At 67.3% G+C, this 22892-nt stretch carries 22 protein-coding genes; 17 read left to right on the forward strand and 5 right to left on the reverse strand.

All coding sequences use genetic code 11. From position 1 onward, the window contains the following. Positions 1-4 precede the first annotated feature (4 nt). The 3 genes from AB1634_04675 to AB1634_04685 all read right to left on the reverse strand — a co-directional run bounded on the left by AB1634_04675 (position 5) and on the right by AB1634_04685 (position 2994). Positions 5-1696 carry an ATP-binding protein gene (locus tag AB1634_04675; protein MEW6218815.1) on the reverse strand — a complete coding sequence of 564 codons (1692 nt, stop codon included), beginning with the start codon at positions 1694-1696 and terminating at the stop codon, positions 5-7. A gap of 215 nt (positions 1697-1911) precedes the next feature. Continuing rightward, entirely contained in the window at positions 1912-2640 is a 729-nt protein-coding gene (locus AB1634_04680; GenBank protein MEW6218816.1) for a SagB/ThcOx family dehydrogenase, read from the reverse strand. A 24-nt stretch (positions 2641-2664) separates the two neighbouring features. Further along, the gene (locus AB1634_04685) at positions 2665-2994 is read right to left on the reverse strand and encodes a carboxymuconolactone decarboxylase family protein (protein ID MEW6218817.1); all 330 of its coding nucleotides are present in this window, start codon (positions 2992-2994) and stop codon (positions 2665-2667) included. A gap of 363 nt (positions 2995-3357) precedes the next feature. On the opposite strand from AB1634_04685, the gene AB1634_04690 reads away from it, so the two are divergent. The 7 genes from AB1634_04690 to AB1634_04720 all read left to right on the forward strand — a co-directional run bounded on the left by AB1634_04690 (position 3358) and on the right by AB1634_04720 (position 9750). Then, positions 3358-4476, forward strand: a complete 1119-nt coding sequence (locus tag AB1634_04690) for a 3-deoxy-7-phosphoheptulonate synthase (protein MEW6218818.1) — start codon at positions 3358-3360, stop codon at positions 4474-4476. A gap of 21 nt (positions 4477-4497) precedes the next feature. Then, complete coding sequence (locus AB1634_04695; GenBank protein ID MEW6218819.1) at positions 4498-5295, forward strand: MBL fold metallo-hydrolase; 798 nt, start codon at positions 4498-4500, stop codon at positions 5293-5295. Positions 5296-5357: 62 nt separating this feature from the next. After that, positions 5358-6176, forward strand: coding sequence for a sulfur carrier protein ThiS adenylyltransferase ThiF (gene thiF / locus AB1634_04700; GenBank protein MEW6218820.1), 819 nt, complete (start codon positions 5358-5360; stop codon positions 6174-6176). Next, complete coding sequence (gene thiS, locus AB1634_04705) at positions 6173-6373, forward strand: sulfur carrier protein ThiS (GenBank protein ID MEW6218821.1); 201 nt, start codon at positions 6173-6175, stop codon at positions 6371-6373. The genes thiF and thiS overlap by 4 nt, the downstream gene beginning before the upstream one ends. Before the next feature lie 4 nt (positions 6374-6377). Then, positions 6378-7142, forward strand: a complete 765-nt coding sequence (locus AB1634_04710; protein MEW6218822.1) for a thiazole synthase — start codon at positions 6378-6380, stop codon at positions 7140-7142. Positions 7143-7178: 36 nt separating this feature from the next. Next, positions 7179-8297, forward strand: a complete 1119-nt coding sequence (thiH, locus tag AB1634_04715; protein MEW6218823.1) for a 2-iminoacetate synthase ThiH — start codon at positions 7179-7181, stop codon at positions 8295-8297. Positions 8298-8460: 163 nt separating this feature from the next. Then, positions 8461-9750 carry an IMP cyclohydrolase gene (locus tag AB1634_04720; protein MEW6218824.1) on the forward strand — a complete coding sequence of 430 codons (1290 nt, stop codon included), beginning with the start codon at positions 8461-8463 and terminating at the stop codon, positions 9748-9750. 124 nt (positions 9751-9874) lie between these two features. Here the strand turns inward: AB1634_04720 and AB1634_04725 are convergent, their stop codons facing one another. After that, positions 9875-10672: a septal ring lytic transglycosylase RlpA family protein gene (locus AB1634_04725; protein MEW6218825.1), complete on the reverse strand. Its 798-nt coding sequence runs from the start codon at positions 10670-10672 to the stop codon at positions 9875-9877. 150 nt (positions 10673-10822) lie between these two features. On the opposite strand from AB1634_04725, the gene AB1634_04730 reads away from it, so the two are divergent. The 9 genes from AB1634_04730 to AB1634_04770 all read left to right on the forward strand — a co-directional run bounded on the left by AB1634_04730 (position 10823) and on the right by AB1634_04770 (position 19108). Next, positions 10823-12481, forward strand: a complete 1659-nt coding sequence (locus AB1634_04730) for a CTP synthase (protein MEW6218826.1) — start codon at positions 10823-10825, stop codon at positions 12479-12481. Further along, positions 12478-13308: a 3-deoxy-8-phosphooctulonate synthase gene (kdsA, locus tag AB1634_04735; protein ID MEW6218827.1), complete on the forward strand. Its 831-nt coding sequence runs from the start codon at positions 12478-12480 to the stop codon at positions 13306-13308. Before AB1634_04730 ends, kdsA begins: the two co-directional genes overlap by 4 nt. Before the next feature lie 21 nt (positions 13309-13329). Next, complete coding sequence (locus tag AB1634_04740; GenBank protein MEW6218828.1) at positions 13330-13773, forward strand: toll/interleukin-1 receptor domain-containing protein; 444 nt, start codon at positions 13330-13332, stop codon at positions 13771-13773. Further along, positions 13770-14165 (forward strand): toll/interleukin-1 receptor domain-containing protein, encoded by a 396-nt coding sequence (locus tag AB1634_04745; GenBank protein ID MEW6218829.1) that lies wholly within the window; start codon positions 13770-13772, stop codon positions 14163-14165. The genes AB1634_04740 and AB1634_04745 overlap by 4 nt, the downstream gene beginning before the upstream one ends. Positions 14166-14197: 32 nt before the next feature. Continuing rightward, positions 14198-14788 carry an HAD hydrolase family protein gene (locus tag AB1634_04750; GenBank protein ID MEW6218830.1) on the forward strand — a complete coding sequence of 197 codons (591 nt, stop codon included), beginning with the start codon at positions 14198-14200 and terminating at the stop codon, positions 14786-14788. Positions 14789-14909: 121 nt separating this feature from the next. Continuing rightward, positions 14910-15464: an LPS export ABC transporter periplasmic protein LptC gene (lptC, locus tag AB1634_04755; GenBank protein ID MEW6218831.1), complete on the forward strand. Its 555-nt coding sequence runs from the start codon at positions 14910-14912 to the stop codon at positions 15462-15464. Positions 15465-15646: 182 nt separating this feature from the next. Further along, positions 15647-16981, forward strand: coding sequence for a PAS domain S-box protein (locus tag AB1634_04760; protein ID MEW6218832.1), 1335 nt, complete (start codon positions 15647-15649; stop codon positions 16979-16981). Positions 16982-17069: 88 nt separating this feature from the next. Continuing rightward, positions 17070-18422 carry a potassium transporter TrkG gene (locus AB1634_04765; GenBank protein MEW6218833.1) on the forward strand — a complete coding sequence of 451 codons (1353 nt, stop codon included), beginning with the start codon at positions 17070-17072 and terminating at the stop codon, positions 18420-18422. 29 nt (positions 18423-18451) lie between these two features. Then, a complete protein-coding gene (locus tag AB1634_04770) occupies positions 18452-19108 on the forward strand; it encodes a TrkA family potassium uptake protein (GenBank protein ID MEW6218834.1) in 657 nt (218 codons plus the stop codon). A gap of 8 nt (positions 19109-19116) precedes the next feature. Here the strand turns inward: AB1634_04770 and AB1634_04775 are convergent, their stop codons facing one another. Then, on the reverse strand, positions 19117-21066 hold the full coding sequence (locus AB1634_04775) for a PAS domain S-box protein (protein MEW6218835.1): 1950 nt from the start codon (positions 21064-21066) through the stop codon (positions 19117-19119). 562 nt (positions 21067-21628) lie between these two features. Between AB1634_04775 and AB1634_04780 the strand changes: the two genes are divergently transcribed. After that, positions 21629-22892: HD-GYP domain-containing protein (locus AB1634_04780; GenBank protein MEW6218836.1), on the forward strand; the 1264-nt coding region annotated here is incomplete at its 3' end.

Below are 22892 nucleotides of genomic sequence, written 5' to 3' on the forward strand. Positions count from 1 at the left end.
CTCTTCAGGCCTGCACCGGGAGCCGCACCGTGAAGGTGGTGCCGCTCCCCGGCTCGCTGGCCACCGTGATCTCGCCGCCATGCTGGCGGACGATGTCGTAGGAGATGGCCAACCCCAGGCCGGTGCCCTTCCCGGGCTCTTTGGTGGTAAAGAAGGGCTCGAAGATCCGGGCCTGGATCTCCGGCGCCATGCCGTGTCCGTTGTCGCTGACCGCCACCAGGATCTGATCCCCGTCGTGCCAGGAGCGGATCGTGATCTCGCCCTGCTCGGGAATGGCCTGCACCGCGTTCATGATGAGATTGAGGAAGACCTGGTTGAGCTGGCCGAGATTGCAGCGGGTGAAGGGCAGCGGCCCCAGCTCCTTCTGGACCGTGGCCTTGTACTTGAGCTCGTGCCAGACGATGTTGAGGGTGCTGGCGAGGCCGGCGTTGACATCCGCCAACCGGCTGTCGCCGTCCTCCCTCCGGGCGAACTGCTTCATGTTGAGGACGATGTTCTTGATCCGCTGCGTCCCTTCCAGGGACTCCGCCACCAGGGACTCCAGATCAGCCAGGATGGCATCGATCTTCAGGCGCGCCCGCAGGGCCGGCAGCTCGGCCTGCCGCTCCGGATCGGCACCGGCGGCCAGGAATTCCTGCACCCGGCCAGCATACTTGTGCAGGATCTGGAGGTTGCTCATGACAAAGCTGTTGGGGTTGTTGATCTCATGGGCGATACCGGCCGCCAGCACCCCCACCGCCGCCATCTTCTCGTTCTGGACCAGAAGGGACTGGGATTGCTTGAGGTCGGCGCAGGCCCGGGCCAGCTCCGCATTGGCGGTCTCCAGCCCCTGTTGCGCCTGCTCCCGCTGCGCCAGCTCCTCGCGCCACTGGGCAGTCCGCTCCGCCACCGTCGCCTCCAGCAGCGCCTGCTGCTCGAGGAGCGCCGCCTCCGCCACCTGGCGTCGTCCCTCCTCCCGGCGCGCCCGGCGCCAGGCCAGGCCCATGCCGGCAAAGCCCGCCAGCCAGAGCCCGCCATGGGACAAAACCAGGGCCTCCATATGCTGCCGGGAGCTGGCCAGATAGCGCTCCAGGGGAACCACGGTGCTGATCCCGCCCCGGACCTCACCCACCTCCACCCCGGTGTCGGCATGGCACTTGAGGCAGGCCTCTTCCATGCGCATCGGCAACATCAACCGGATGGCCGGCCGGCCCTCGACATCACCGACAGCCACCGCCTCGCTGGCACCACGCGAAAAGGCGACCAGAGCCTGCCGCTCCCAGGGATCCGGGGCATTGTCCGGGTTCCGGGGCACCAGGCTGGTGATGTGGCCGCGTCCGCCGCTCTGGTGGCCGTAGGTTTCCATCACCTGTCTCAGCACATAGGCGGGGTTCATGAGGGTGAGAGCCTGGCCATCGGAAGTGACCACATCCCGTCCCGGACCGGCCAGAAAGGGGTTGGGCGGCGTCTCTGCGCCCGGCCTGACATAGACGCCGCCGCGGGAAGCCACCCAGCGGCGCAGAGCGAGATCCTTGTTGATGATGGTTTCCGCCTCGATGCGGGCATGGCGCCCGGCCTCCGCCCGCTCCTCGGCCAGATTCCAGGCCAGCGCCCCGGCGATGCCGACGGTCCACAGGAGCAGGGCCCCGGCGATGGTGCGGCTGACGCCCGGGGACCGGGCAAGATGCGTTGGCTTGGGGGGCGGCAGGGAGGTCATGGCCTCATGGGGAGGAGCGGGAAGAGGGGGGGGCAGGATCACCTTGACCGTCGCAGCAGGCCGGCCCGGACCTCCGCCTGGCTTCCACGCCCACCTTCCATCATACCGCAGGCCATTTCCGATGCCTACCCCTGTCACCTCCCACCGCCAGCATCCGGGAGCGGCAGGAATGTTCATGGCCGAAAACCCGGAAGAAGGGACGGCCCGCGGCGGGCTCAGGCCGGCGGGCCGACGGTGACCAGATAGAGCACCGTCTCCTCCTGGCCATCGAGGCCCAGGAGCTGGTTGAGCTCGTCGTCGCAGAAGGCGCCCACCGGGCAGGCGGCAAGCCCCAGGGCCTCGGCGGCCAGGAGCAGGTTTTGCGCCAGGTGGCCGGCATCCAGCCAGATGTAGCGCAGGCCCCGATCCCCGTACTTGGCCATGGTCCGGCGCAGGCGGGCCGACCAGACCACGGTGACCGCGGCGCCCATGGCCATGGTCTGCCCGAGAAGAGCGGACAGGAGCGGCTCCCGTACCGGACCCTCAGCCAGGATCTCCAGGGCAAAGGCCGCCACATCCAGATGGGCGATGGCGGGCGCCACATCCTCCACCCGGTGGCACAGGCAGTAGGTCTCGATGGGATGGAGCGCCCCGGCGGAGGGCGCTGCCCGCAGCTCCGGCCGGCGGGAGGGATCGGTAAGCCCCTGGCTGGCCCACAGCAGGATCGCCAGCTCGCTCAGGGTCACGGGCCGCGTACCGTAGCGCCGCCGGGAGCGGCGGTGGGCCAGGATCTGCCAGAGATCGGCCGGCGGCGGCTGCGGCGCCGGCAGAGCCAGGCGGCGGCTGCCGGGGCAGGTCTTCACTGCCGGCACCGGCGCGATGGCCAGCCTCTCCCCCGACCCCCGGCGGCTCAGGTTGGTGGCTGCGAGGAAGCGGACGCCCAGACTTTTCGCCAGATCCGGCATCGTGCCCTCCCTTGACGCCGCTTCTCAGCGCTGATTGCGGCCGACGACGTCGTTGATCCAGGAAAAGCCGGCCGCGGCGTTGGGAAAGCCCACCGTGCTGATCAGCAGGTTCACCACCTGGAAGATAGCCTCCGGACTGGCGCCGGCGGCCAGGGCCCGGCGGGTGTGGGAATGGACCGCCCCCTGGCTGCGGATGGCAATGGCTGCCGCCAGCTGCACGAGATGGCTGGTCACCTCGTCCAGAGGGCCGCTGGCACGGGCCAGCCGGGCTCCCTCCTCGTAGGCCGCGAACATGTCGGCGAATCGGGCCTGGAACTGGCGGAAGTTCTCGGGGGGCGCGGGGTCCTGGTCCATGGGGCAGTCTCCTGGCAGCAAGGGTTGAAGCAAATGGGCTGATGCGCCCTGCCGTCCCGAGGATAGAATCCGGCCGCCGGCCCTGTCAAACCCTTTCGCCCGCGCGCGCCAAGGCCCTGCTCGGGGTCGGGGTCGTTATCGGGATCGGGGCCGATCTTTTGGGGCTGCGGGGAAGGCCGGAAAAGGCGGAAAGGACGATCCCGCTTCCGATTCCGACCCCGACCCCGAGGGCAGACCGGTCGCCGATCCTCTTTGGCAAAACCGGCGTTTGGTGGTATATGTCCGTCCACACTGGCAGCCGATTGCTGCCCAGACGCTTCTACCTTATATAAAGAGCCCGCTCAGGCTCAGGAATCTGCCCCCATGATCATCATCTTGAAGCCCCACATCGATCCCGACAGCCCGGAGGCCAACCAGGTCTTCGACTTTCTGCGCCATTTCCCCCAGGTCCGGACCCAGCGCTCGGTCATCCATGGGGCCAGCCGCTCGGTGACCGAGATCTATGTCATCGGCTCCACCCACGACGTGCCCACCGAGCCCCTGGAGCGCATGGTGGGGGTGGAGCGCGTGGTGCGCATCTCCAGCAAATACCGCCAGATTGGCCGCCACGGCGTTGACCTGCGGGATCTCGGCTTCGAGTACAACGGCGTCTCGTTCAGCCAGGACAACCTGCACATCTTCATGGGCCTGTGTGCCGTGGACAACCCGGCCAACGTCGAGGCGGTATTCCGCTCCCTCAAGGAGCATGGGATCGCCACCGCCCGCATGGGTGCCTACAAGCCCCGCACCAGCCCCTACGACTTCCAGGGCCACGGCCGGGAGTGCCTGCCCTATGTCTTCGAGCTGGCCGGGAAATACGGCATCAAGGTGCTGGCCCTGGAGGTGCTGCGGGCGGTGCACATCGAGGAGATCAAAGAGGCACTGGAGGCGGCCGGCCGGCCCACCGGCATCATGCTCCAGGTGGGCACCCGGAACGCCCAGAACTTCGAGCTCCTGAAAGCGGTGGGCTCACAGGCGGAATTCCCGGTCCTCTACAAGCGGGGTATGGGACTCACCATCGAGGACTCCCTGAATGCCTGCGAGTACATCGCCAGCTCCGGCAACCGGCAGATCATCTTCTGCCTGCGGGGTGTCAAGACCCAGCTCGGCGAGCCCCACCGCAACCTGGTGGACTTTGCCCACGTGCCGGTGGTCAAAAGGCTGACCCGCCTGCCGGTGGCGGTGGATCCCACCCACTCGGTAGGTATCAAAGAGATCGCGCCGGATTGCCTGCCGGACATCTTCCACGCTGCAGCGCAAGGGGTGATCGCCGGTGCCAACATGATCCTGGTGGAATGCCACCCCGAGCCCAAACGGGCCTTGTGCGACGGCCCCCAGGCCCTGACCATGAACGAGATCGGTCACTTCGTGGCTGATGTGGCCATCTGCCGCAAGGCTTATGAAGAGCGGGCGGCCCTGGCCAGGCAGGAGATCAGCCGCTAGCGGCGGCCAGGAAGAACGACGGTGCAGATCCTTTTCCTTGGAGTCGGTGAGGCCTGTGACGAACGGGAGGGGAACACCGCCCTCCTGGTGCGGAGCAGCCCCCAAAGCCCGGCCGGCTTGGCCCTCCTGGACTGCGGCTTCACCGCTGCCCACCGCTTCTTCGCCTTCTGTGCCGACCGGGATGCCCTGGAGCTGGTCTGGCTGTCCCACTTCCACGGCGACCACTTCTTCGGCCTGCCCCTTCTCCTGCTCCGGCTGTGGGAGGAGGGCCGGCGCCGGCCGCTCGTTGTCTGCGGCCCCCCCGGCGTGGAGCGGGTTGTCCCCCAGGCCTTCGAGCTCGCCTACCCGGGCCTCTTGCCCCGGCTGGGCTTCCCCCTGCAGCTGACCCCGATTCCGGACGGCGGTGCCATGTGCCTGGCCGGCTTTACGCTGGCGACCGCTGCCAGCGAGCATTCCGCCATGAACCTGGCCCTGCGCCTGGACGACGGCCACCAGGCCATCTACTACAGCGGCGACGGCCGCCCCAATGCGGCCTGTCTCGCCCTGGCCCGGGGCTGCCAGCTGATCGTCCACGAGGCCTTTGCCCTCCAGGATCCCCCGGCCGGCCACGGCAGCGTCACCGGCGCCCTGGATTTTGCCCGCCAGGCCGGGGCCAGGATCTGCGCCCTGGTCCACCTCGCCCGGCACAGCCGCCGCCAGCGCCATGCCCTGACCGCCTTGACCACCTCGACCGGCGATCTTGCGGTTCTGCTGCCGGCCACGAACGACCTCCTCACCCTGCCCGGTGGCTTCCTGCGCTCGGCCGAGCCCTGCTGCTGATGCCGGCGCGCCAGCGGGGAAAACCGCTACCCCAGGCCGGCTGGTTACGGTAAGATTGGACGGTGCTGCTGGTCAACGAGCGATCCCTTCCCTTCGCGCCGGGGCTGACTCCGGCGGCCCTGGCCGCCCGGCTGAAGCCGGCGGCGGATCTCTTCATCGTCAACGGTTTTCCGGCCAGCCCGGACCAGACTCTGGCGGATGGCGACGAGGTCGCCCTCATCCGCCGGGGTGAGATCCCGGACGCCGGCGAGATGCGCCACCTGCTTCATGCCCGCCACACCCCCGGGGTGCATGCCCGGATCGAGGCGGCGACGGTGGGGATCATGGGCCTTGGGGGCTTAGGCTCTATGGTGGCGGTGGCCCTGGCGCGGATCGGCGTCGGCACCCTGATCCTGGCGGACTTCGACGTGGTGGAGCCCAGCAACCTCAACCGCCAGCAGTACTTCATCGACCAGATCGGCGAAAAGAAGACCAGTGCCCTGGCCGCCACCCTGCGCCGGGTGAGTCCGTGCATCCGGGTCGCGACCCGGGATGTGCTCCTCAGCGAAGAGAACATCCCGGAGGTCTTTGCCGGCGTCCAGGTGCTGGCCGAGTGCTTCGACAGCGCCCCGATGAAGGCCGCAGCCCTCCGGGCGGTCCGGCTCGCCATGCCCGGGGTGGCCTACGTGGGCGCCTCGGGGCTTGCCGGCTTCGGCGACAACAACACCATCCGCACCCGGCGCCTGGCGCCCCGCATCTATCTGGTGGGCGACGAGATCTCGGCGGCGCAGCCCGGCCGGGGGCTCATGGCCCCGCGGGTGGGCATCGCCGCCCACCAGCAGGCCAACCAGATCCTGCGCCTGCTCTTGGGAGTCGAGGACGAGGAGGAGATCAGGTCATGACCGTGACGGTCAACGGCAAGGCCACAGCGGTTGCCGCCGGCAGCACGGTGGCCGACCTCATCCGCGATCTTGCGCTCAACCCCCATACCCTGGTGGTGGAGCTCGACGGTCGCGTCCTCAAGAAGGATGACTACAGCCAGACGGTGCTGGCAGACGGCGGGGTGCTGGAGCTGGTCCGCTTCGTGGGGGGGGGCTGAAGCCATGCTGGTCATCGCTGGCAAAACCTTCCGCTCCCGCCTCTTTGTCGGTACCGGCAAGTTCGCCTCCGGCGAGGTCCTGGCCGCCGCCCTGGACGCCTCCCAGGCGGAGATGGTCACGGTGGCCCTCAGGCGGGTGAATCTCGACGATCCGGCGGACGATACCCTGGCCGCCGTGGACCGGAGCCGCTACTGGCTCCTGCCCAACACCTCCGGCGCCCGCACCGCCGCCGAGGCGGTGCGCCTGGCCCGGCTGGCCCGGGCGGCCGGCGGCGGCGACTGGGTGAAGCTGGAGGTGACCCCCGACCCCCGTACCCTGCTGCCGGATCCGGTGGAGACCCTGGCCGCCACCCGGGAGCTGGCGGCGGACGGCTTCACCGTGCTGCCGTACATGAATGCCGACCCGATCCTGGCCCTGCGACTCCAGGATGCCGGGGCCGCGGCGGTGATGCCCCTGGGCGCGCCCATTGGCACCAACCTCGGCCTCACCACCGCCCTCATGGTGGCGATCATCATCGACCAGGCCACGGTGCCGGTGGTGGTGGACGCCGGCCTGGGCGCCCCCTCCCATGCGGCCCAGGCCATGGAGATGGGGGCGGATGCCGTGCTGGTCAACACCGCCATTGCCGTGGCCGCCGACCCGGTGCGCATGGCCGCGGCCTTTGCCCAGGCCGTATCCGCCGGCCGCACCGCCTTCGAGGCCGGCCTCGGCCCTCGCAGCTTCACCGCTGCCGCCTCGTCCCCTCTCACCGGCTTCCTGCACGGGTAGCTGCCTGCCCGGCCGAGCCCAGACTCCGCTTCCCCCATGCCGGCCGCAAGCCTTGCCCCAGCCATCCCGGATTTCCCTGCGCTCACCGCCCGCCTGGCGGCGGTGACGCCGGCCCAGGTCGACAGGACAATGGCCTCCACCGGCCTGACCTTGGAGCGCCTGGCAGCCCTGTTGTCCCCGGCTGCCGGCCACCGGTTGGAGGAGATGGCGGCCCGTTCCGCCAGCCTCACCCGGCAGCGGTTCGGCCGCACCATCCAGCTCTACGCCCCGGTCTATCTCTCCAACTATTGCGCCAACCGCTGCCTCTACTGCGGCTTTTCCGCGGACCACGCCATTGCCCGCCGCTCCTTGAGCCTGGACGAGGCAGAGGCGGAGGCCGAGATCTTGCGGGGCCGGGGCTTCGCCCATCTGCTCCTGGTAGCGGGCGAATCCCCCCCCCACCTGGGGGTAGCCCGCCTGGCGGCCCTGGCCCGGCGTCTCAAGGACCGCTTCGCCGCCCTTGCGGTGGAGGTGCAGCCCCTGTCCGAAGAGGGCTACCGGCAGCTGTTCGCCGCCGGGGTCACCGGCGTCACCGTCTACCAGGAGACCTACGACCGCCGGGTTTACGCCCAGGTCCATCCGGCTGGCCGCAAGCGGGATTACGACTTCCGCCTTGCCACCCCGGCCCGGGCCGCCGCCGCCGGCATGCGGGAGGTGGGCATCGGCGCCCTGCTGGGCCTGGCCGATTGGCGGGCCGAGGGCCTGGCCATCGGCCTCCATCTGGCCTGGCTGCGGCGCCATTTCTGGCAGACCGCCTGCACCGTCTCCTTCCCGCGCCTGCGGCCGGCCACCGGCGAGTTCCAGGCTCTGGCCCCGGTGGGCGAGCGGGATCTGGCCCAGCTGGTCTTCGCCCTGCGGCTCTTCGATCCGGATGTGGGCCTGGTGCTCTCCACCCGGGAGGAGGCGCGCTTCCGGGACGGCATGATGGGCCTGGGCCCCACCCGCTACTCCGCCGGCTCCTGCACCGCTCCGGGCGGCTATTCTCAGCCGGAGCGGGCCGGCGAGCAGTTCGCCGTCGGCGACCACCGGTCGCTGGCCCAGGTAGCCGCCGCCATCCGGGCCCAGGGCTTCGACCCGGTGTGCAAGGACTGGGACAGCGCCTTCCAGGCGGCGTAGTCGCGCCGCGAATCCCCGGGGGTTCATCTGTCCCATAGGTCCTACAGGTCCCATAAGTCCCACGAGCCCAACAGGCAGCTCGGCGCCAAGACCCTTTTGACCCTGCACGCCAGGGCTCACCAGAACCGCAACCGCACAGCTCATACCCCCAAGGAGGAGCAGCATGGCCGATCTCAAGAAGATGTACACCACCATCCTGGGCGACCATTTTCCCATGGAGATGACCATCTCCTTCGGCGACCAGACCCTGGTCTACCGGAAGAAGACCTGGAAGATCCCCCAGGAGGACGGCACCATCGATGAGCGGGGGGTGCGCTACGGCGAGAACCCGGACCAGGAGGCCGCCCTCTATGAGCTGGTGAACGGCAACCTGGTGCTGGGGGGCTGCCAGTTCGTGGCGCCAGGCCACGGGCTGGTCTCGGCCATCGGCGTCGAGGACATGCTGCAGGTGGGCAAGCACCCGGGCAAGATCAACCTCACCGACATCGACAATGCCCTCAATATCGTGAAATTCCTCATGGCCAGCCCAGCGGCGGTGATCGTCAAGCACAACAACCCGTGTGGCGTCGCCCTGGGCGACTCCCTGGCCACAGCCTACCAGCGGGCCAACCGCGCGGACCGCATCGCGGCCTTCGGCGGCGCGGTGGTGGTGAACCGGGCCCTGGACACGACCACCGCCGAGGCCATGAGCGAGAACTACCTGGAGGTGGTGGCCGCGCCGGAATTCGAGGAAGGCAGCCTGGCGATCCTGGCCCGGCGCAAGAACCTCCGGGTGGTCAAGGTGCCCGGCATCGAGCGGCTGGCCGACTTTGTCCACCAGCGCTTTGTGGACTTCAAGAGCCTCATCGACGGCGGCATCATCGTCCAGCAGTCGCCGGTCAATGCGGTTCTCAGGCCGCAGGACCTCAAGCCTGCGGTGTGCGTGGTCAAGGGGCAGGAGCACCGGGTGGAGCGGGAGCCGGACGCCCGGGAGGTCGCCGACATGCTCTTCGGCTGGGCTGTGGAGCAGGGCGTCACCTCCAACTCGGTGATCTATGTCAAGGACGGCTGCACGACGGGCATCGGCACCGGCGAGCAGGACCGGGTGGGGGTGGCCCAGATCGCCGTCTACAAGGCCTACACCAAGTACGCCGACATCCTCTGCTTCGACCGCCTGGGCATCCCGTACGCGGACCTGACTCTGGCCATCGACAAGGGGGAGCGGGACCAGGCCGAAAAGGAGGAGATCGACCGGCAGGTCCAGGCCGACCGGGCCGGGCTGCCGGGCTCGATCATGGTCTCCGACGCCTTCTTCCCCTTCCGGGATGGGGCCGACGTGGGGATCCGCCAGGGGGTCTCCGCCATCGTCCAGCCCGGCGGCTCGGCCCGGGACTGGGAGACCATCCAGGCATGCAACGAGGCCCGGCCCCAGGTGGCCATGAAATTCACCGGCCAGCGGGCCTTCAAGCACTGAGCGCCCCGTCGCGCGGCATCGGTAGCGCGGGTGGTAGGGGCAAGCCCCATGGCTGCCGTAGCAAGGCCGGCGGGCAGCCACGGGGGGCTGCCCCTACCTGTTGGCCATTTTGCAGTGCCGGGTATCAGCGGGCGACCACAAAGGCCTGGGGATAGCCGGCGCCGCTCCAGGCCACCTCCGCTTCCCGGGCCGCGGCCAGGTGCCGGCCGGCATAGACCTGCACCCGGAAGAAGACCTGGTCGCCCCGGTCGTAGCGCTCGATAACCGCCTGACTGCCCGCCCCGGCCAGCTGCGCCCGCAGCCGCTCGGCATTGGCCGACTCCACGAAGGCGCCCACCTGGATATAGAACTCGCCGCGGTCGAAATCAGGCGGCGGCAGCAGCTGGGGAGCGCCGCCCGGCGCCCCCGGGGGAATCCCCTCCCCCAGAGCCGCGATGCGCACCCGGGCGGTGCCCCGGGCCACCACCCCCAGCTCCCGGGCCACCCCGTAGGAAAGATCCACCACCCGCTCCTTGACGAAAGGACCCCGGTCGTTGACCCGGGCCACCATCTCCAGGCCGTTGTCCAGGTTCTGGATCAGGAGCGGCGTGTGCATGGGCAGCGTCTTGTGGGCCACGGTGGGGCCGTACATGTCGTAGACCTCTCCACAGGCGGTACGCCGGCCGTGGGAGGGCTCGCCGTACCAGGACGCGACCCCTTCCTCCACGTAGCCCACCGCTGAGGGCAGGGGGTAGTACGTGCGGCCGTCGATGACATAGGGCCGCTGGGTTGCCGGGATGCGGCCGGTTGTTGGCGGCAGCCGGCTGGGGAGCGATGGGGGAGGAAGGGAGGTGGCCGGCGGCAGCGCCGCCGGCTTGTGGGTCGAGCAGCCGGCCAGGCCGGCGGCCAGCATGACACCGGCCAGAAGAACAAGACGCTTCATGGGCTGGACCTGGGCTAGAGGGCTTGCGAACAGAGCTGCTTGCCCGATTGTGCTCCATTCGCCGGCCGCTGGCAACCCCGCGTCCCGTGAGCCTTGACGGCCGCTGTCCCGCCGTATTGACAAAACCCGACCGCTGGCTATACTGCCGCCATGAGTCCGAGCCGCGCCCCTCACAAGACGAAATTCATCTTCATCACCGGCGGCGTTCTCTCCTCCCTGGGCAAGGGCCTGGCAGCTGCCGCCATCGGCGCCCTCCTGGAAAGCCGCGGCCTCAAGGTCACCTTCCAGAAGCTCGACCCGTACATCAACGTCGATCCCGGCACCATGAACCCCTTCCAGCACGGGGAGGTGTTCGTCACCGACGATGGCGCCGAAAGCGACCTCGATCTGGGCCACTACGAGCGCTACGCCCATGTCACCATGGGCCAGGCGAACAACTACACCACCGGCCGCATCTACAACGCCGTCATCACCAAGGAGCGCCGGGGTGAGTACCTGGGGGGCACGGTCCAGGTCATCCCCCATATCACCGACGAGATCAAGGCTGCCATCCGCAGCCTGGCCGACGGCATCGACGTGGCCATCATCGAGATCGGCGGCACGGTGGGCGACATCGAAAGCCTGCCCTTCCTGGAGGCGATCCGCCAGTTCCGCATCGACGCCGGCCGCCAGAACGCCATCTTCATCCACGTCACCCTCGTCCCCTATATCCGCACCGCCGGCGAGGTCAAGACCAAGCCCACCCAGCACTCGGTCAAGGAGCTCCGGGCCATCGGCATCCAGCCGGACATCCTTTTGTGCCGCACCGAGCAGCGCCTGTCCCGGGAGATCAAATCCAAGATCGCCCTGTTCTGCAACGTCGACGTGGATGCGGTGATCACCGCCCGGGACGTGGAGAGCATCTACGAGGTGCCCTTGTGCTTCCACGAGGAGGGCCTGGACAACAAGATCCTCGATCTGCTGAACGTCTGGACCGGGGCGCCACGCCTGGAGCCTTGGCGGGAGCTGGTGGACCGGATCAAAAGCCCCGGCCGCCAGGTCAAGATCGGCATCATCGGCAAGTATGTCGACCTGAAAGAGTCCTACAAGAGCCTGCATGAGGCCCTGGTTCACGGCGGCATCGCCAACGACGCCCGGGTGGAGCTCCAGTACGTCAGCGCTGAGGACCTGGAGGACAAGCCGCCGGAGGCGCTGTTGGCCGACGTCGACGGCATCCTGGTGCCCGGGGGCTTTGGTGGCCGAGGGGTGCGGGGCAAGATCAATGCCGTCACCTTCGCCCGGATGGGCAAGATCCCGTTTTTCGGCATCTGCCTGGGGATGCAGCTGGCGGTGGTGGAGTTCGCCCGCCACGTGGCCGACCTGCCCGAGGCCAACAGCCGGGAGTTCGATCCGGAAACCCCCCAGCCGGTCATCTACCTGATGCGGGAGTGGTTCGACTACCGCACCCAGGAGATCCAGATCCGGGACGAGCATTCCGACTTCGGCGGCACCCTGCGGCTGGGGGCGTATCCCTGCCGGCTTATGCCGGGCAGCCTCGCTCATCAGGCCTATGGCACGGATGAGATCTTCGAGCGCCACCGCCACCGCTACGAATTCAACAACCAGTACCGCGAGGCCCTGGAGGCCAGGGGCCTGGTGGTGAGTGGCGTCTCCCCCAACAACGAGCTGGTGGAGATCGTCGAGCTGACCGACCATCCCTGGTTCCTGGGCTGCCAGTTCCATCCCGAGTTCAAGAGCCGGCCCATGGCCCCCCACCCCCTGTTCACGGCCTTCATCGCCGCGGCCCTGCGGCGGCGCGGCGAAAAATGACCCTGGTCTCCCTGGCCGGCCGCCTGACGGTCGGTGCCGGCCAGCCGCTCCTGGTCATCGCCGGGCCCTGCGTTTTGGAAGACGAGGCCCTGGCCCGGGACATCGCCCTCACCCTCCGGGATCTCACCGCCCAGCGCGGCGTATCCTTCATCTTCAAGGCCTCCTGGGACAAGGCCAACCGCACCTCGGCCCAGGCCTACCGCGGCCCGGGCCTGAAGAAGGGCTTGGCCATCCTGGCCCGCCTCAAGGCCGATCTTGATCTGCCGGTCACCAGCGATGTCCATGAGCCGGCCCAGGTGCCGGCCGCCGCGGACGTGCTGGACGTCATCCAGATTCCGGCCTTCCTCTGCCGCCAGACCGACCTCCTGCTGGCCGCTGCGGCCAGCGGCCGAGTGGTCAATGTCAAGAAGGGCCAGTTTCTCGCCCCATGGGACATGCGCCACGTGGTGGCCAAGCTTGCGGCCGGGAGGTGTGATCGCATCTTCCTCACCGAACGGGGCAGTTCGTTCGGCTACAACAACCTGGTGGTGGACATGCGGGGCCTGGCGATCATGGCGGACCTGGGCTGGCCGGTCATCTTCGACGCCACCCATGCGGTGCAGCTGCCCGGTGCCGGTGACGGCTGCTCGGCTGGCGAGCGCCGGCATGTGGCCGCCTTGAGCCGGGCCGCGGTGGCAGCCGGCGTGGACGGCGTCTTTTTCGAGGTGCATCCGGACCCGGACCGGGCCCGGTGCGATGGCCCCAATTCGTTGCCCCTGGCCGAAGTGGGTCCACTGCTCGATCGCCTCCTGGCCATCCGCCGGGCGGTCCAGGAAGAGCTTCGGTGAGGACCCACGGAGACCAGCCCATTGACCAACGATCGCGGCCAACATCTGGTGTTCATCAGCCACAGCGGCACAGACACCTGGGTCGCCAAGCAGATCGCACGCGAGATCGCGGACCGCGGTGCAGTGCCCTTTCTTGACGAGGCGGAAATTGACGTCGGCGCCGATTTTGAGGACGACATCCTGTCCTTCCTGGAGAAAGCCGACGAACTGGTGGTGCTGATCACACCCTGGGCACTCGAGCGGCCGTACGTCTGGGCCGAGCTGGGCGCGGCCTGGGGCCGGCGCATTCCCATTGTAGGTCTCCTTCTGGGACTATCGGCAAGCGAGCTTCAGGCGCGACCGGGCGTTCCGGTCCTCCTCAAAAAGCGGGATCTGCTCACATTGAACGAGATCGACGTGTACCTCGGTCAACTCCGTGGCCGGATCCGGCGCCATCCCTGCAGTTCCGACGAGGGTGCCCCATGAGCGGACCTAAGGTCTTCATTTCCTACTCGCACGACGACACGGAGTGGGTTCGCAAGTTCGCGGAGGCGTTGCGGGATCAGAGTGTGGAGGTGTGGCTCGACACGTGGCAGGTGCATCCCGGCGATTCGATCTCAGAGGCCGTTGAGGCGGGCCTGCGGGGAAGCGACGCGATCGTGGCCATTGTTTCCGCAGCCAATGCACGACGTCCGGACTTGCTCTTCGAACTCGGCGTCGCACTGGGCACGGGCAAGCGCTTGATCCCCATCGTCGAGGCAGACCTCGACGCCTCGATCGTCCCCTTTGAGCTGCGCAGCCGCCGGTATCTCACCAAAGGCGCGCCCGGTGACGCTGCACGTGAGGTCGCGGAAGCTCTCCGGGGGAAGGCAGCGTAGCCTCGGTATCTCTTTGGGTAGCCGGCCAGGCCATGCCCCACGAATCCTACCCTTCTGACTGCGATGTCACCCGGGGCCTTCTGGCCATGGGCAACCGCCACCAGAGCGCCCTGCACCGGGGCCGCTCCATCCGCCTCTTGGCCCTGGACGTGGACGGCATCCTCACCGACGGCACCCTCTACTACGGCCCCGGCGGCCAGGAGTGGAAGGCGTTCCACGTCCGGGATGGCCTGGGCATCCGGCTTCTCCTGGAGGCCGGCCTTGAGGTCGCCCTCATCACCGCCCGCCAGTCGGAGGTGGTGGCGCGCCGGGCCGCGGATCTGGGGCTCACCCATGTCTTCCAGAGCGCCCGGCGCAAGAAGGAGACCTGCCAGACCCTGGCTGACCGCCTGGGCCTCGCCTGGTCCCAGATCGCCTTCATGGGTGACGACTGGCTGGACCTGGCCCTTTTGCGCCAGGTGGGGCTGGCTGCCACGGTGCCGGAAGCGCCCCGGGAGGTGAAGGAGGCCGCCCATTTCATCACCACCACTGGTGGCGGCCGGGGTGCGGTGCGGGAGGTCTGCCACCTTCTCCTGGAGGCGCAAGGCCTCGTCGCCGGCATCCTCGATGCCCTGCCCCGGTGATGCCAAGTCCCCTGCCAGTGCCCCCCTCGCGCCGCCGCGCTGACCTGCTTGTCGCCGCTGGCCGGCACGGCCACCCCTTTTCTCCCCTGCCAATCCGGTCCCAGCCTGCATGCAGCCCGGATTGAGCCGGCGCCCAGGCCTGCCCCTGGCGCTGGCCGCCACCATCCTCGCCACCGCCCTGCTCCGGAGCCCGCTGTCGCAGTTCCTGGCCAGGACCGCGGACCAGGCCGCCGCACCGCCAGGGACAAGCCAGCCCCAGCTGGCCATCAGCCGAGCCCATTTCGTCCTGGAGCGCCGGGACGGCGAGGCCTGGGAGCTGATCAGCGACCAGGCCGCCAGCACCGGCCCCGGCGGCGAAACCCTTGCCCTGGTCGGGGTGGAGGCCGTCTTCCGGCAGGCCGGCGCAGAGGCCCTGCGGGTCACCGCCAGCCGCGGCAGCTTCGAGACCACCCGGCAGGAGCTGCGCCTGGAGCCGGATGTCCAGGGCCGGGCCGCCAGCGGCTACCGCATCGAGACCCCGCTCCTCAGCTTCCTGGTGCGGGATCAGCAGATCGTGGGCGGCGGGCCGGTGTTGGTGGAGGGCCCAGGTTTTACCATTAACGGCCAGGGCCTTCTGTACCGCCTGGACACCGGCGCCCTCACCGTCACCGGCCGCCTCTCCTGCCAAGCCCGCTAGACCGGCCCGTCGGTCGGAGCCACCATTTTTGCAAGGCCGTCTCCGCCTCCATGCTTGACCGCCAGGTGTGTCCCGATTAGAATAGCGGGAACCGCAGGCCGCTGTTCCGTCTCCCGGCCCCGTCACTCCGCAGGCGGCTTTGCCGCGCCCATGATCAACCCTGGCATTAAGGATGAGGAAACATGAAAAAACTCAAGCTTCTCTATGTAGACGACGAGCCGGCGAGCCTGGACAACTTCCGCATCTCCTTCGGCAAGGAGTTCAACGTGCTGACGGCGGCCTCCGGCGAGGAGGGGCTGGCGGTGATGGCCGCCAACAAGGATGTGGCCCTGGTGGTCACAGACCAGCGCATGGACCACATGAGCGGGGTCGACTTCCTGGAGCAGCTCCAGAAGGACTACCCGGACACTGTCCGCCTGATCCTGACTGCCTTCACCGACACGGCGGAGATCCTCGATGCCATCAACCGCGGCCACGCTTTCCGCTATGTCGTCAAGCCCTGGGAGACCAAAGACCTGAGGGTGGTCCTCAAGCAGGCCGTCGACGCCTACCAGACGATCCTCAAGAACCGGGAGCTGACCCAGGCCTTCGAGGCCAAGACCCTGTCCCTGGACAAGCTCAAGGCCGAGTTGGAGGAGCGGGCCGCGGCCCTCAAGGGGTCCATGGAGGATCTGGATGCCAAGGAGGTGAAGTTCCGATCCGTCGTGGAGGCGGCCAGTGACGCCATCGTCACCGTGGACGGGGAAGGGCTGATCATGTTCTGGAACCAGGGCGCCACCGAGATCTTCGGCTACCCGGCGGCCGAGGCCCTGGGCCGTCCCTTTGTCGACCTTCTGCCCAAGGAAGATCGCAAGGCCGTGACCAAGATGCTCAAAAAGACCAGCAGCCGGAGCCGCGGCGGTGTGGATCGGCTGATGGATCTTCGCGGGGTGCGCAAGGACGAAAGCGAGTTCCCCATGGAGATGTCCGAGAGTCGCTGGCGGACCAAAGACGGCTCCTTCGTCACCCTGATCATCCGGGACATCTCTTCAAGGAAGGCCGCGGAAGAGGTGCTGCGGCAGCGCGAGGCGGAGCTGGAGACCCACACCCACAACCTCCAGGAGGTGAACGCGGCCCTCAATGTCCTTCTGGTCCGCCGGGAGGAGGACAAGCGGGAGCTGGAGGAGCGGGTGCTCACCAACGTCAAGCGGCTGATCATGCCCTACATGGAGAAGCTCCGGAACAACACCGAGCTGTCCAGCACCCAAACCGCCTATGTCACCATCCTGGAGACCAATCTCAAGGAGATCATCTCGCCGGTCACCGCCAAGATGGCGGCCAAGTACCTGGATCTGACCCCGAAGGAGATCCAGATCGCCAACCTGATCAAGGAGGGCCGCACCAACAAGGACATCGCCAAGGTGGTGCGGGTCTCCATCAACACCGTGCTCTTCCACCGCCACAACCTGCGCAAGAAGCTGGGCCTGCTCAACAAGAAGGCCAACCTGCGCTCGTACCTGACCTCCCTGCCCACCTGATCGGCCCGTGCCTGGCCGGGGCCCCGCCGCCCCGGCCAGGCGCCTTGCCAGCCTGGCCCAGCCTGGGGAAGATTGGGCCGCCGACCCCATGCGCCGCCCGGCCCCAAGCCCGCTCCTTCTGCCGATCCTGTTCTTCGCCCTCATGATCCTGGCGGGCACCGTGCTCCTGCACAGCCCCTGGAGCGCCGCCGGCAGCCGGATCGGCTGGCTGGACGCCCTGTTCACCGCCACATCCGCCACCTGCGTCACCGGCCTGACGGTGGTCGATACCGGCACCGCGTACAGCCCCTTCGGCCACGGGGTGATCCTGGTCCTCATCCAGGCCGGTGGCCTGGGCATCATGACCCTGACCAGCCTGATCTTCTATCTGTGGCGGCAGCGGGTCTCCCTCACCGACCGCATCGCGGTGGGGCAGAGCCTGCTGCACGATCCCAGCTTCCGCCTGGGCAGCTTCCTGGTGCGCCTGGTGCTCCTGACCGTGCTCATCGAGGCGGCAGGCGCCATCCTGCTGCATCTCCTGGCCCCCGCGGGCTTCCCTCCCTTCGCCGCCCTCTTCCACGCGGTCTCCGCCTTCTGCAACGCCGGCTTCTCTCTCTACGCCAGCAACCTCATGGACTGGCGCGGCGCCTGGGGCATCAACCTGGTGGTGATGGCACTCATCATCCTGGGCGGCATCGGCTTTTCGGTCCTGATCGAGGGTCAATCACTCTTGGCCAGCCGGCTGCGCCGGGAGTGGCCCCGCCGCCGTCCCTCCTGGTACGCCGGCGTCGTCCTCTCCACCTCGGCCTTTCTGGTGGTGGCCGGTGCCGGTGGACTGTACCTGAGCGAGCTCGGCGGCCAGCCTGCCAGCCGGCCCTGGGACGAGACCATCCTGGCCGCCCTCTTCCAGTCGGTGACCTGCCGGACCGCCGGCTTCAACACCCTGGACATCGGCCAGATGACCAACATCTCGCTGCTCATCATGATCATCCTCATGTTCATCGGCGGCGCCCCGGGCTCCTGCGCCGGTGGCATCAAGGTCACCACCTGCCGCACCCTGTGGGCCTTCACCAGGGCCCAGCTGCGGGGCCGGCGCCAGGCAGTCATCGGCCGCTTTGCCGTGAACAGCGCCACCCACAGCCGGGCGATCATCCTCTTCGTCTTTGCCAGCGGCATCATCAGTATTGCCGCCTTCCTCCTCACCGTGACCGAAGGCGGTACTGTTCCCCACCCCCAGGCCGGCGGCATCGAGCTGGACGTGCTCTTCGAGGCAGTGTCCGCCTTCGGCACCGTCGGCCTGTCCACCGGGCTTACCCCGAAGCTGAGCGTCGCCGGCAAGCTCATCATCACGGCCCTCATGTTCGTAGGCCGCCTGGGACCGATCCTGTTCGTGGCTGCCATGCAAAGCGTCCAGGAGCCGGAGCTCTTCACCTGGCCCGAGGACGACATGCTCATCGGCTGACCTTTCCTCCGGAGTCGAGGAGACCTCCTATGCCTGCCCCCCTGCAGATCGGCGTCATCGGCCTGGGCAAGTTCGGTTACACGTTTGGCAAGACCCTCATCAAGCTCGGACAGTCGGTGCTGGGGGTGGACAGCAACGCGGCCAACGTGGCCCGGGCGCAGCAGGTCTTCACCCAGGTCTTCCAGGCCGAGGCCAGCAACAAGAAGGCCCTGCAGCAGATGGGCTTCGCCGACCTGTCCCACGTGCTGGTCTCGGTGGGCGACTCCATCGCCGCCAGCACCATGATCACCATGTACCTCAAGGAGCTGGGCGTGCCCTCGGTGTGGGTGAAGGCCATCAACTCCGATCACGAGAAGCTCTTGCGCAAGGTGGGGGCAGACGAGGTGATCATCCCGGAGCACTTGGCCGCCAAGCAGCTGGCCAACCGCATCGCCAATCCCGGCTTCATCGAATACCTGCCGTTCGACCAGAAGATGGCCCTGAAAGAGCTGATCGTGGAGCATTGGGCTGGCAGGAGTCTGCGGGAGATCGACCTCACCAACCGCTTCGGTGTCCAGGTGGTCGCCATCCGCCAGGCCGCCGAGGAGACCTTCCGCTTCATTCCTCGCGCCAACGACCGCCTGGGCGCGGGAGACCGCCTGGTGGTCATCGGCGCCGCCGCCGCCCTGGCCAAGATCGAGCCCTGACGTCCGCCTCAGCCGTGCAGGTCGATATCCTGCACCGAAACCGGGCCGCTGACCGGCTCGGCGCTGGACAGCTGCTCGCTTTCCGGCACCGGGAAGCGGGTGGTGACCCTGGTGTACTCGCCTTCCACGCTCTCGATGATCAGCTTGCCATCGTGGTCCGTGACAATGCCGTGGCTGATGGCCAGGCCCAGGCCAGTGCCCTGGCCCGCCGGCTTGGTGGTGAAGAAGGGGTTGATGACCTTGTCGATGATCGAGGCCGGGATGCCGGTACCGGCGTCCAGGAAGCTGACGTCAATCACCCAACTGCCGTCGAGGTGCTTGAGCTCGCCGCTGATGGTCAGCTTCTTGTCGGGATGGGCGCCGCGGTACTTCTGATTCAGGGCGTAACGGGCGTTGTTGATGATGTTGATGAACACCTGCATGATCTGCTGGAAATTGGCGATCAGGCAGGGCAGGTCATCGGGAACCTGCAGATCCAGGACGATGCCATCCTTGAACAGCTGCGCGTCGGTCAGGGCCAGGGTTTCCCGGGTGATCTCATGCACCATGGCCAGGGTCTTGCCCCGATCGGTCTCCCGGGCAAAGGACAGCAGGCTGCGCACGATGTTGCTCACCCGGTCGCCCTCGTTCATGATCCGGAACAGCAGCTCTTCCGTGAGCGGTACCTCGGCCTCCAGCTCATCGATCAGAATCTGCGCCAAGTTGATGATGCTGTTCAAGGGGTTGTTGATCTCATGGGCGACGCCGGCCGCCAGCTCCCCCAGGGAGGACAGATGGCCGGCCCGCATGGCCTCGGTCTGCAGGGTGATGTCCTGGGCGATGAAGACCACGCCCTGGAACTCGCCCTGATCGTTGCGGATGGCTGCTGCCGACAGGAGCACCCGGATCTTCTTGCCACCCTTCGCCTGGTAGATCGTCTCCCCGGTGCCGCCGAACTCATGGATGGAGGCGTCGCTGAAGCCCAGCTCTTCGAAATAGCCCTTGGCAAAGATCATGGCCATGGGCTGCCCGAGCAGCTCCGCCTCGGAGTAGCCCAGAAGGTTGCAGGTGGCCTTGTTGACATGCTGGATAAGGGCATTGCGGTCGACCACGACCAGTGAATTGAGCATGGACTGGATGATGTTGTCCGTGTAGGCCTTGGCGGCGAGCAGCTCGTTGCGCGATTTCTTCAGATCCGAGGTCATGGCGTTGAACGATTGGGCCAGCATGCCGATTTCATCCTCGGATTTGACATCGATCGAAAAGCTCAGCTTGCCGGCAGCGATTCTCTCGGTGCCGGCCACGATCTCGTTCAGAGGCCGCTGCACGACCAGGAAGACGAACAGACTGGAGATGACGCAGACAAAGAGGATGGTCAGGAGCACATACCAGACAAAGCGCCGCTCGTACTCCTGCTGAATGGCGTCCAGCTTGTCCAGCTCCATGATCACGTCGAGAACCCCCAGCACCTTCTGGTCAGCGCTGTGGGCATGGCAGTCCGCGGTGACGCAGGACGGGTCACTCTTGATCGGACTGATCACGCCCAGGACGTGGCTGCCTGCCCTGTTGTAGTAATCGCGGCTGCGCTCGCGGATGGCCACCTCACCAGCCGGTGGATTGCTGCCGCCGCTGTGGCAGACCACGCAGGCATCGTCCTGCATGTTGACCATGGTGTTGACTTCAGACGGGTCGGTGGAGAAGGTGATGTAGCCCTCCTTGTTGTAGATCCTGATCTTCTGGATGCCCGGCTCGCGGCCAATGGCGGTGATGGTCTGATACACCCGCTCCCGCTCGTTGGTGAGCATGGAGTAGTTGGTGCTGCCCTTGATGATATCGCTGACCTGATCGGCATTCTGATGGACCCCCATCATGAGATGCGACCGGTACATGCGCATATTCAGGAAGCCGATCACGCTGAATACCGCGATCAGCGACAGGCTCAAATACACCATCAGCTTGAGACCAAGACCTTTCTTCAATAGCCTCATTGCGCTCCTCGCTGTTGGCTGGGGGTGCCCCGTGGGCCGGGCAGGATCGCCCGGGAGATGCCGGCCCTATTGTACGCCACTGGCGGCGAAAAGGGAGGAGCGAAATCCGGCCCGCCCGCCCCAACATGCCAGCTGGCCCTGCGACGCCGTCCTCCCATCCGATTCCGACCCCGATCGACGGTTTCGCAACCGATCCTGGTCTCCATCGCCATGCCGCCCCCCCGTCCGGATCACCGTCCCATTCCCGTCCGGATCACCGCCCCGATCGCCGTCCGGACAACCGTCCGGGTCACCATTCCGATCCCCGTCCCCGGTCACCGTCCGGATCGCCGCCCCGATCCCCGTCCCCAGGGCGTTGCCCTGGGCTGGTATGGGTCGCCCCTTCAGGGCTCTGCGCGGCGGGTACCCCTCGTCTTCGCCGGTCGGCCAGTGGCCGCAATTCTCGTACGAACGTTGACTTCCCCTTCGGTTCAATGCTGTAGTTCTGGCACCAGGCCCGGCAGACGATGACCTGCCGATTCGTTCTCCTCAGGGGCCTGGCTGGCGGCCCAAGATGCTGACCATACCCGCAACGATCCGGAAGGCCCTGATTCTGAGGTTGATCCTGGCCTGGCCCCTTCTGTCGCTCGTTATCGGCGCCGCGGTGTATGCCATCGAGATCCGGCAGGTGGACAGGATGGTCCGGGATCTGGCGATCAGGGAATCAAGCCCGTTCACGCAGGACACCCTGGATTATCTGAACAGCAAGGAGCCGGAGCATCAGCGGCTGCTTCTGGAGAGGAGCGCCGAGCATATCCGGGCGGGTCACTTCGTTGCCGTTACCCTGTACAACGGAGCAGGACAAAAGACCGTCGCCGTGACCCGCCCCGGGGTCGAGGCGGCGGCGAAAGACCACGGGCAGCATCTCTTGGCGCCCTCCCCCGGCGCTCAGTACACCACCTTCTATCTGGACGGCAGGCTGGCGGTATCCGTCCTGGTGCCACTGCGCAACGGAGCGGGGAAGCTCACCGGGCACTTCGAGGGGGTCTATCAGGCCGACCAGGAGACGATGACCGCGATTCAGGAGCGGTTCATATCGTCCATGATTCAGGTCGTGGTGCTGATTCTGGCCACGACCGTCGCTCTCTACCCGATCATCATGGCCCTGAACCGGGACTTGATCCGGCTGTCCGTGGACTTGTCCCGGGCGAACATCGGCATGTTGCAGGTGCTGGGCAGCGCCATTGCCAAACGGGACAGTGACACGAACGTCCACAACTACCGGGTCACACTCTACGCCATCCGCTTTGCCGAAGCCCTTGGCCTTCCGGCCGAAGTCATCCGCAGCCTGATCAAGGGCGCCTTTCTGCACGATGTCGGCAAGATCGGCATCAGCGACACGATTCTGCTCAAGCCCGGAGCGCTGACCCCTGACGAGCGGTTGATCATGCAGGCTCATCCCCGGCATGGCGAGGAGATCATCGGCCGATACGCCTGGCTCGGCGACGCCCTCGATGTGGTGCAATGCCACCACGAGCGGTTCGACGGCAGCGGCTATCCGTCCAGACTGAAGGGGGCGGAGATTCCCCTGCCCGCGCGTCTCTTTGCCATCGTCGATGTCTTTGACGCCCTGACCTCCCGGCGGCCATACAAGGAGCCATTGCCCATGGACACCACGATGGAGATCATCAACCGGGAAAGGGGCTCGCACTTCGATCCGCATCTGGTGGACGTCTTTGCCGGGATAGCCGGAGACCTTTTTGCGGCCATCGGCTCGGTTTCTGACACAGCGATTGAAAGCGAGCTGGAGGTCGTGGTGGGAAGGTACTTCAACATCA

Source organism: Thermodesulfobacteriota bacterium (genome assembly GCA_040755095.1).
Taxonomy (GTDB): domain Bacteria; phylum Desulfobacterota; class Desulfobulbia; order Desulfobulbales; family JBFMBH01; genus JBFMBH01.

Coding starts and splice junctions, on each gene's coding strand:
- AB1634_04675 (MEW6218815.1), bottom strand. CDS start 1,696: ATGACCTCCCTGCCGCCCCCCAAGCCAACGCATCTTGCCCGGTCCCCG.
- AB1634_04680 (MEW6218816.1), bottom strand. CDS start 2,640: ATGCCGGATCTGGCGAAAAGTCTGGGCGTCCGCTTCCTCGCAGCCACC.
- AB1634_04685 (MEW6218817.1), bottom strand. CDS start 2,994: ATGGACCAGGACCCCGCGCCCCCCGAGAACTTCCGCCAGTTCCAGGCC.
- AB1634_04690 (MEW6218818.1), top strand. CDS start 3,358: ATGATCATCATCTTGAAGCCCCACATCGATCCCGACAGCCCGGAGGCC.
- thiS (MEW6218821.1), top strand. CDS start 6,173: ATGACCGTGACGGTCAACGGCAAGGCCACAGCGGTTGCCGCCGGCAGC.
- AB1634_04710 (MEW6218822.1), top strand. CDS start 6,378: ATGCTGGTCATCGCTGGCAAAACCTTCCGCTCCCGCCTCTTTGTCGGT.
- thiH (MEW6218823.1), top strand. CDS start 7,179: ATGCCGGCCGCAAGCCTTGCCCCAGCCATCCCGGATTTCCCTGCGCTC.
- AB1634_04720 (MEW6218824.1), top strand. CDS start 8,461: ATGGCCGATCTCAAGAAGATGTACACCACCATCCTGGGCGACCATTTT.
- AB1634_04725 (MEW6218825.1), bottom strand. CDS start 10,672: ATGAAGCGTCTTGTTCTTCTGGCCGGTGTCATGCTGGCCGCCGGCCTG.
- AB1634_04730 (MEW6218826.1), top strand. CDS start 10,823: ATGAGTCCGAGCCGCGCCCCTCACAAGACGAAATTCATCTTCATCACC.
- kdsA (MEW6218827.1), top strand. CDS start 12,478: ATGACCCTGGTCTCCCTGGCCGGCCGCCTGACGGTCGGTGCCGGCCAG.
- AB1634_04745 (MEW6218829.1), top strand. CDS start 13,770: ATGAGCGGACCTAAGGTCTTCATTTCCTACTCGCACGACGACACGGAG.
- AB1634_04750 (MEW6218830.1), top strand. CDS start 14,198: ATGCCCCACGAATCCTACCCTTCTGACTGCGATGTCACCCGGGGCCTT.
- AB1634_04760 (MEW6218832.1), top strand. CDS start 15,647: ATGAAAAAACTCAAGCTTCTCTATGTAGACGACGAGCCGGCGAGCCTG.
- AB1634_04765 (MEW6218833.1), top strand. CDS start 17,070: ATGCGCCGCCCGGCCCCAAGCCCGCTCCTTCTGCCGATCCTGTTCTTC.
- AB1634_04770 (MEW6218834.1), top strand. CDS start 18,452: ATGCCTGCCCCCCTGCAGATCGGCGTCATCGGCCTGGGCAAGTTCGGT.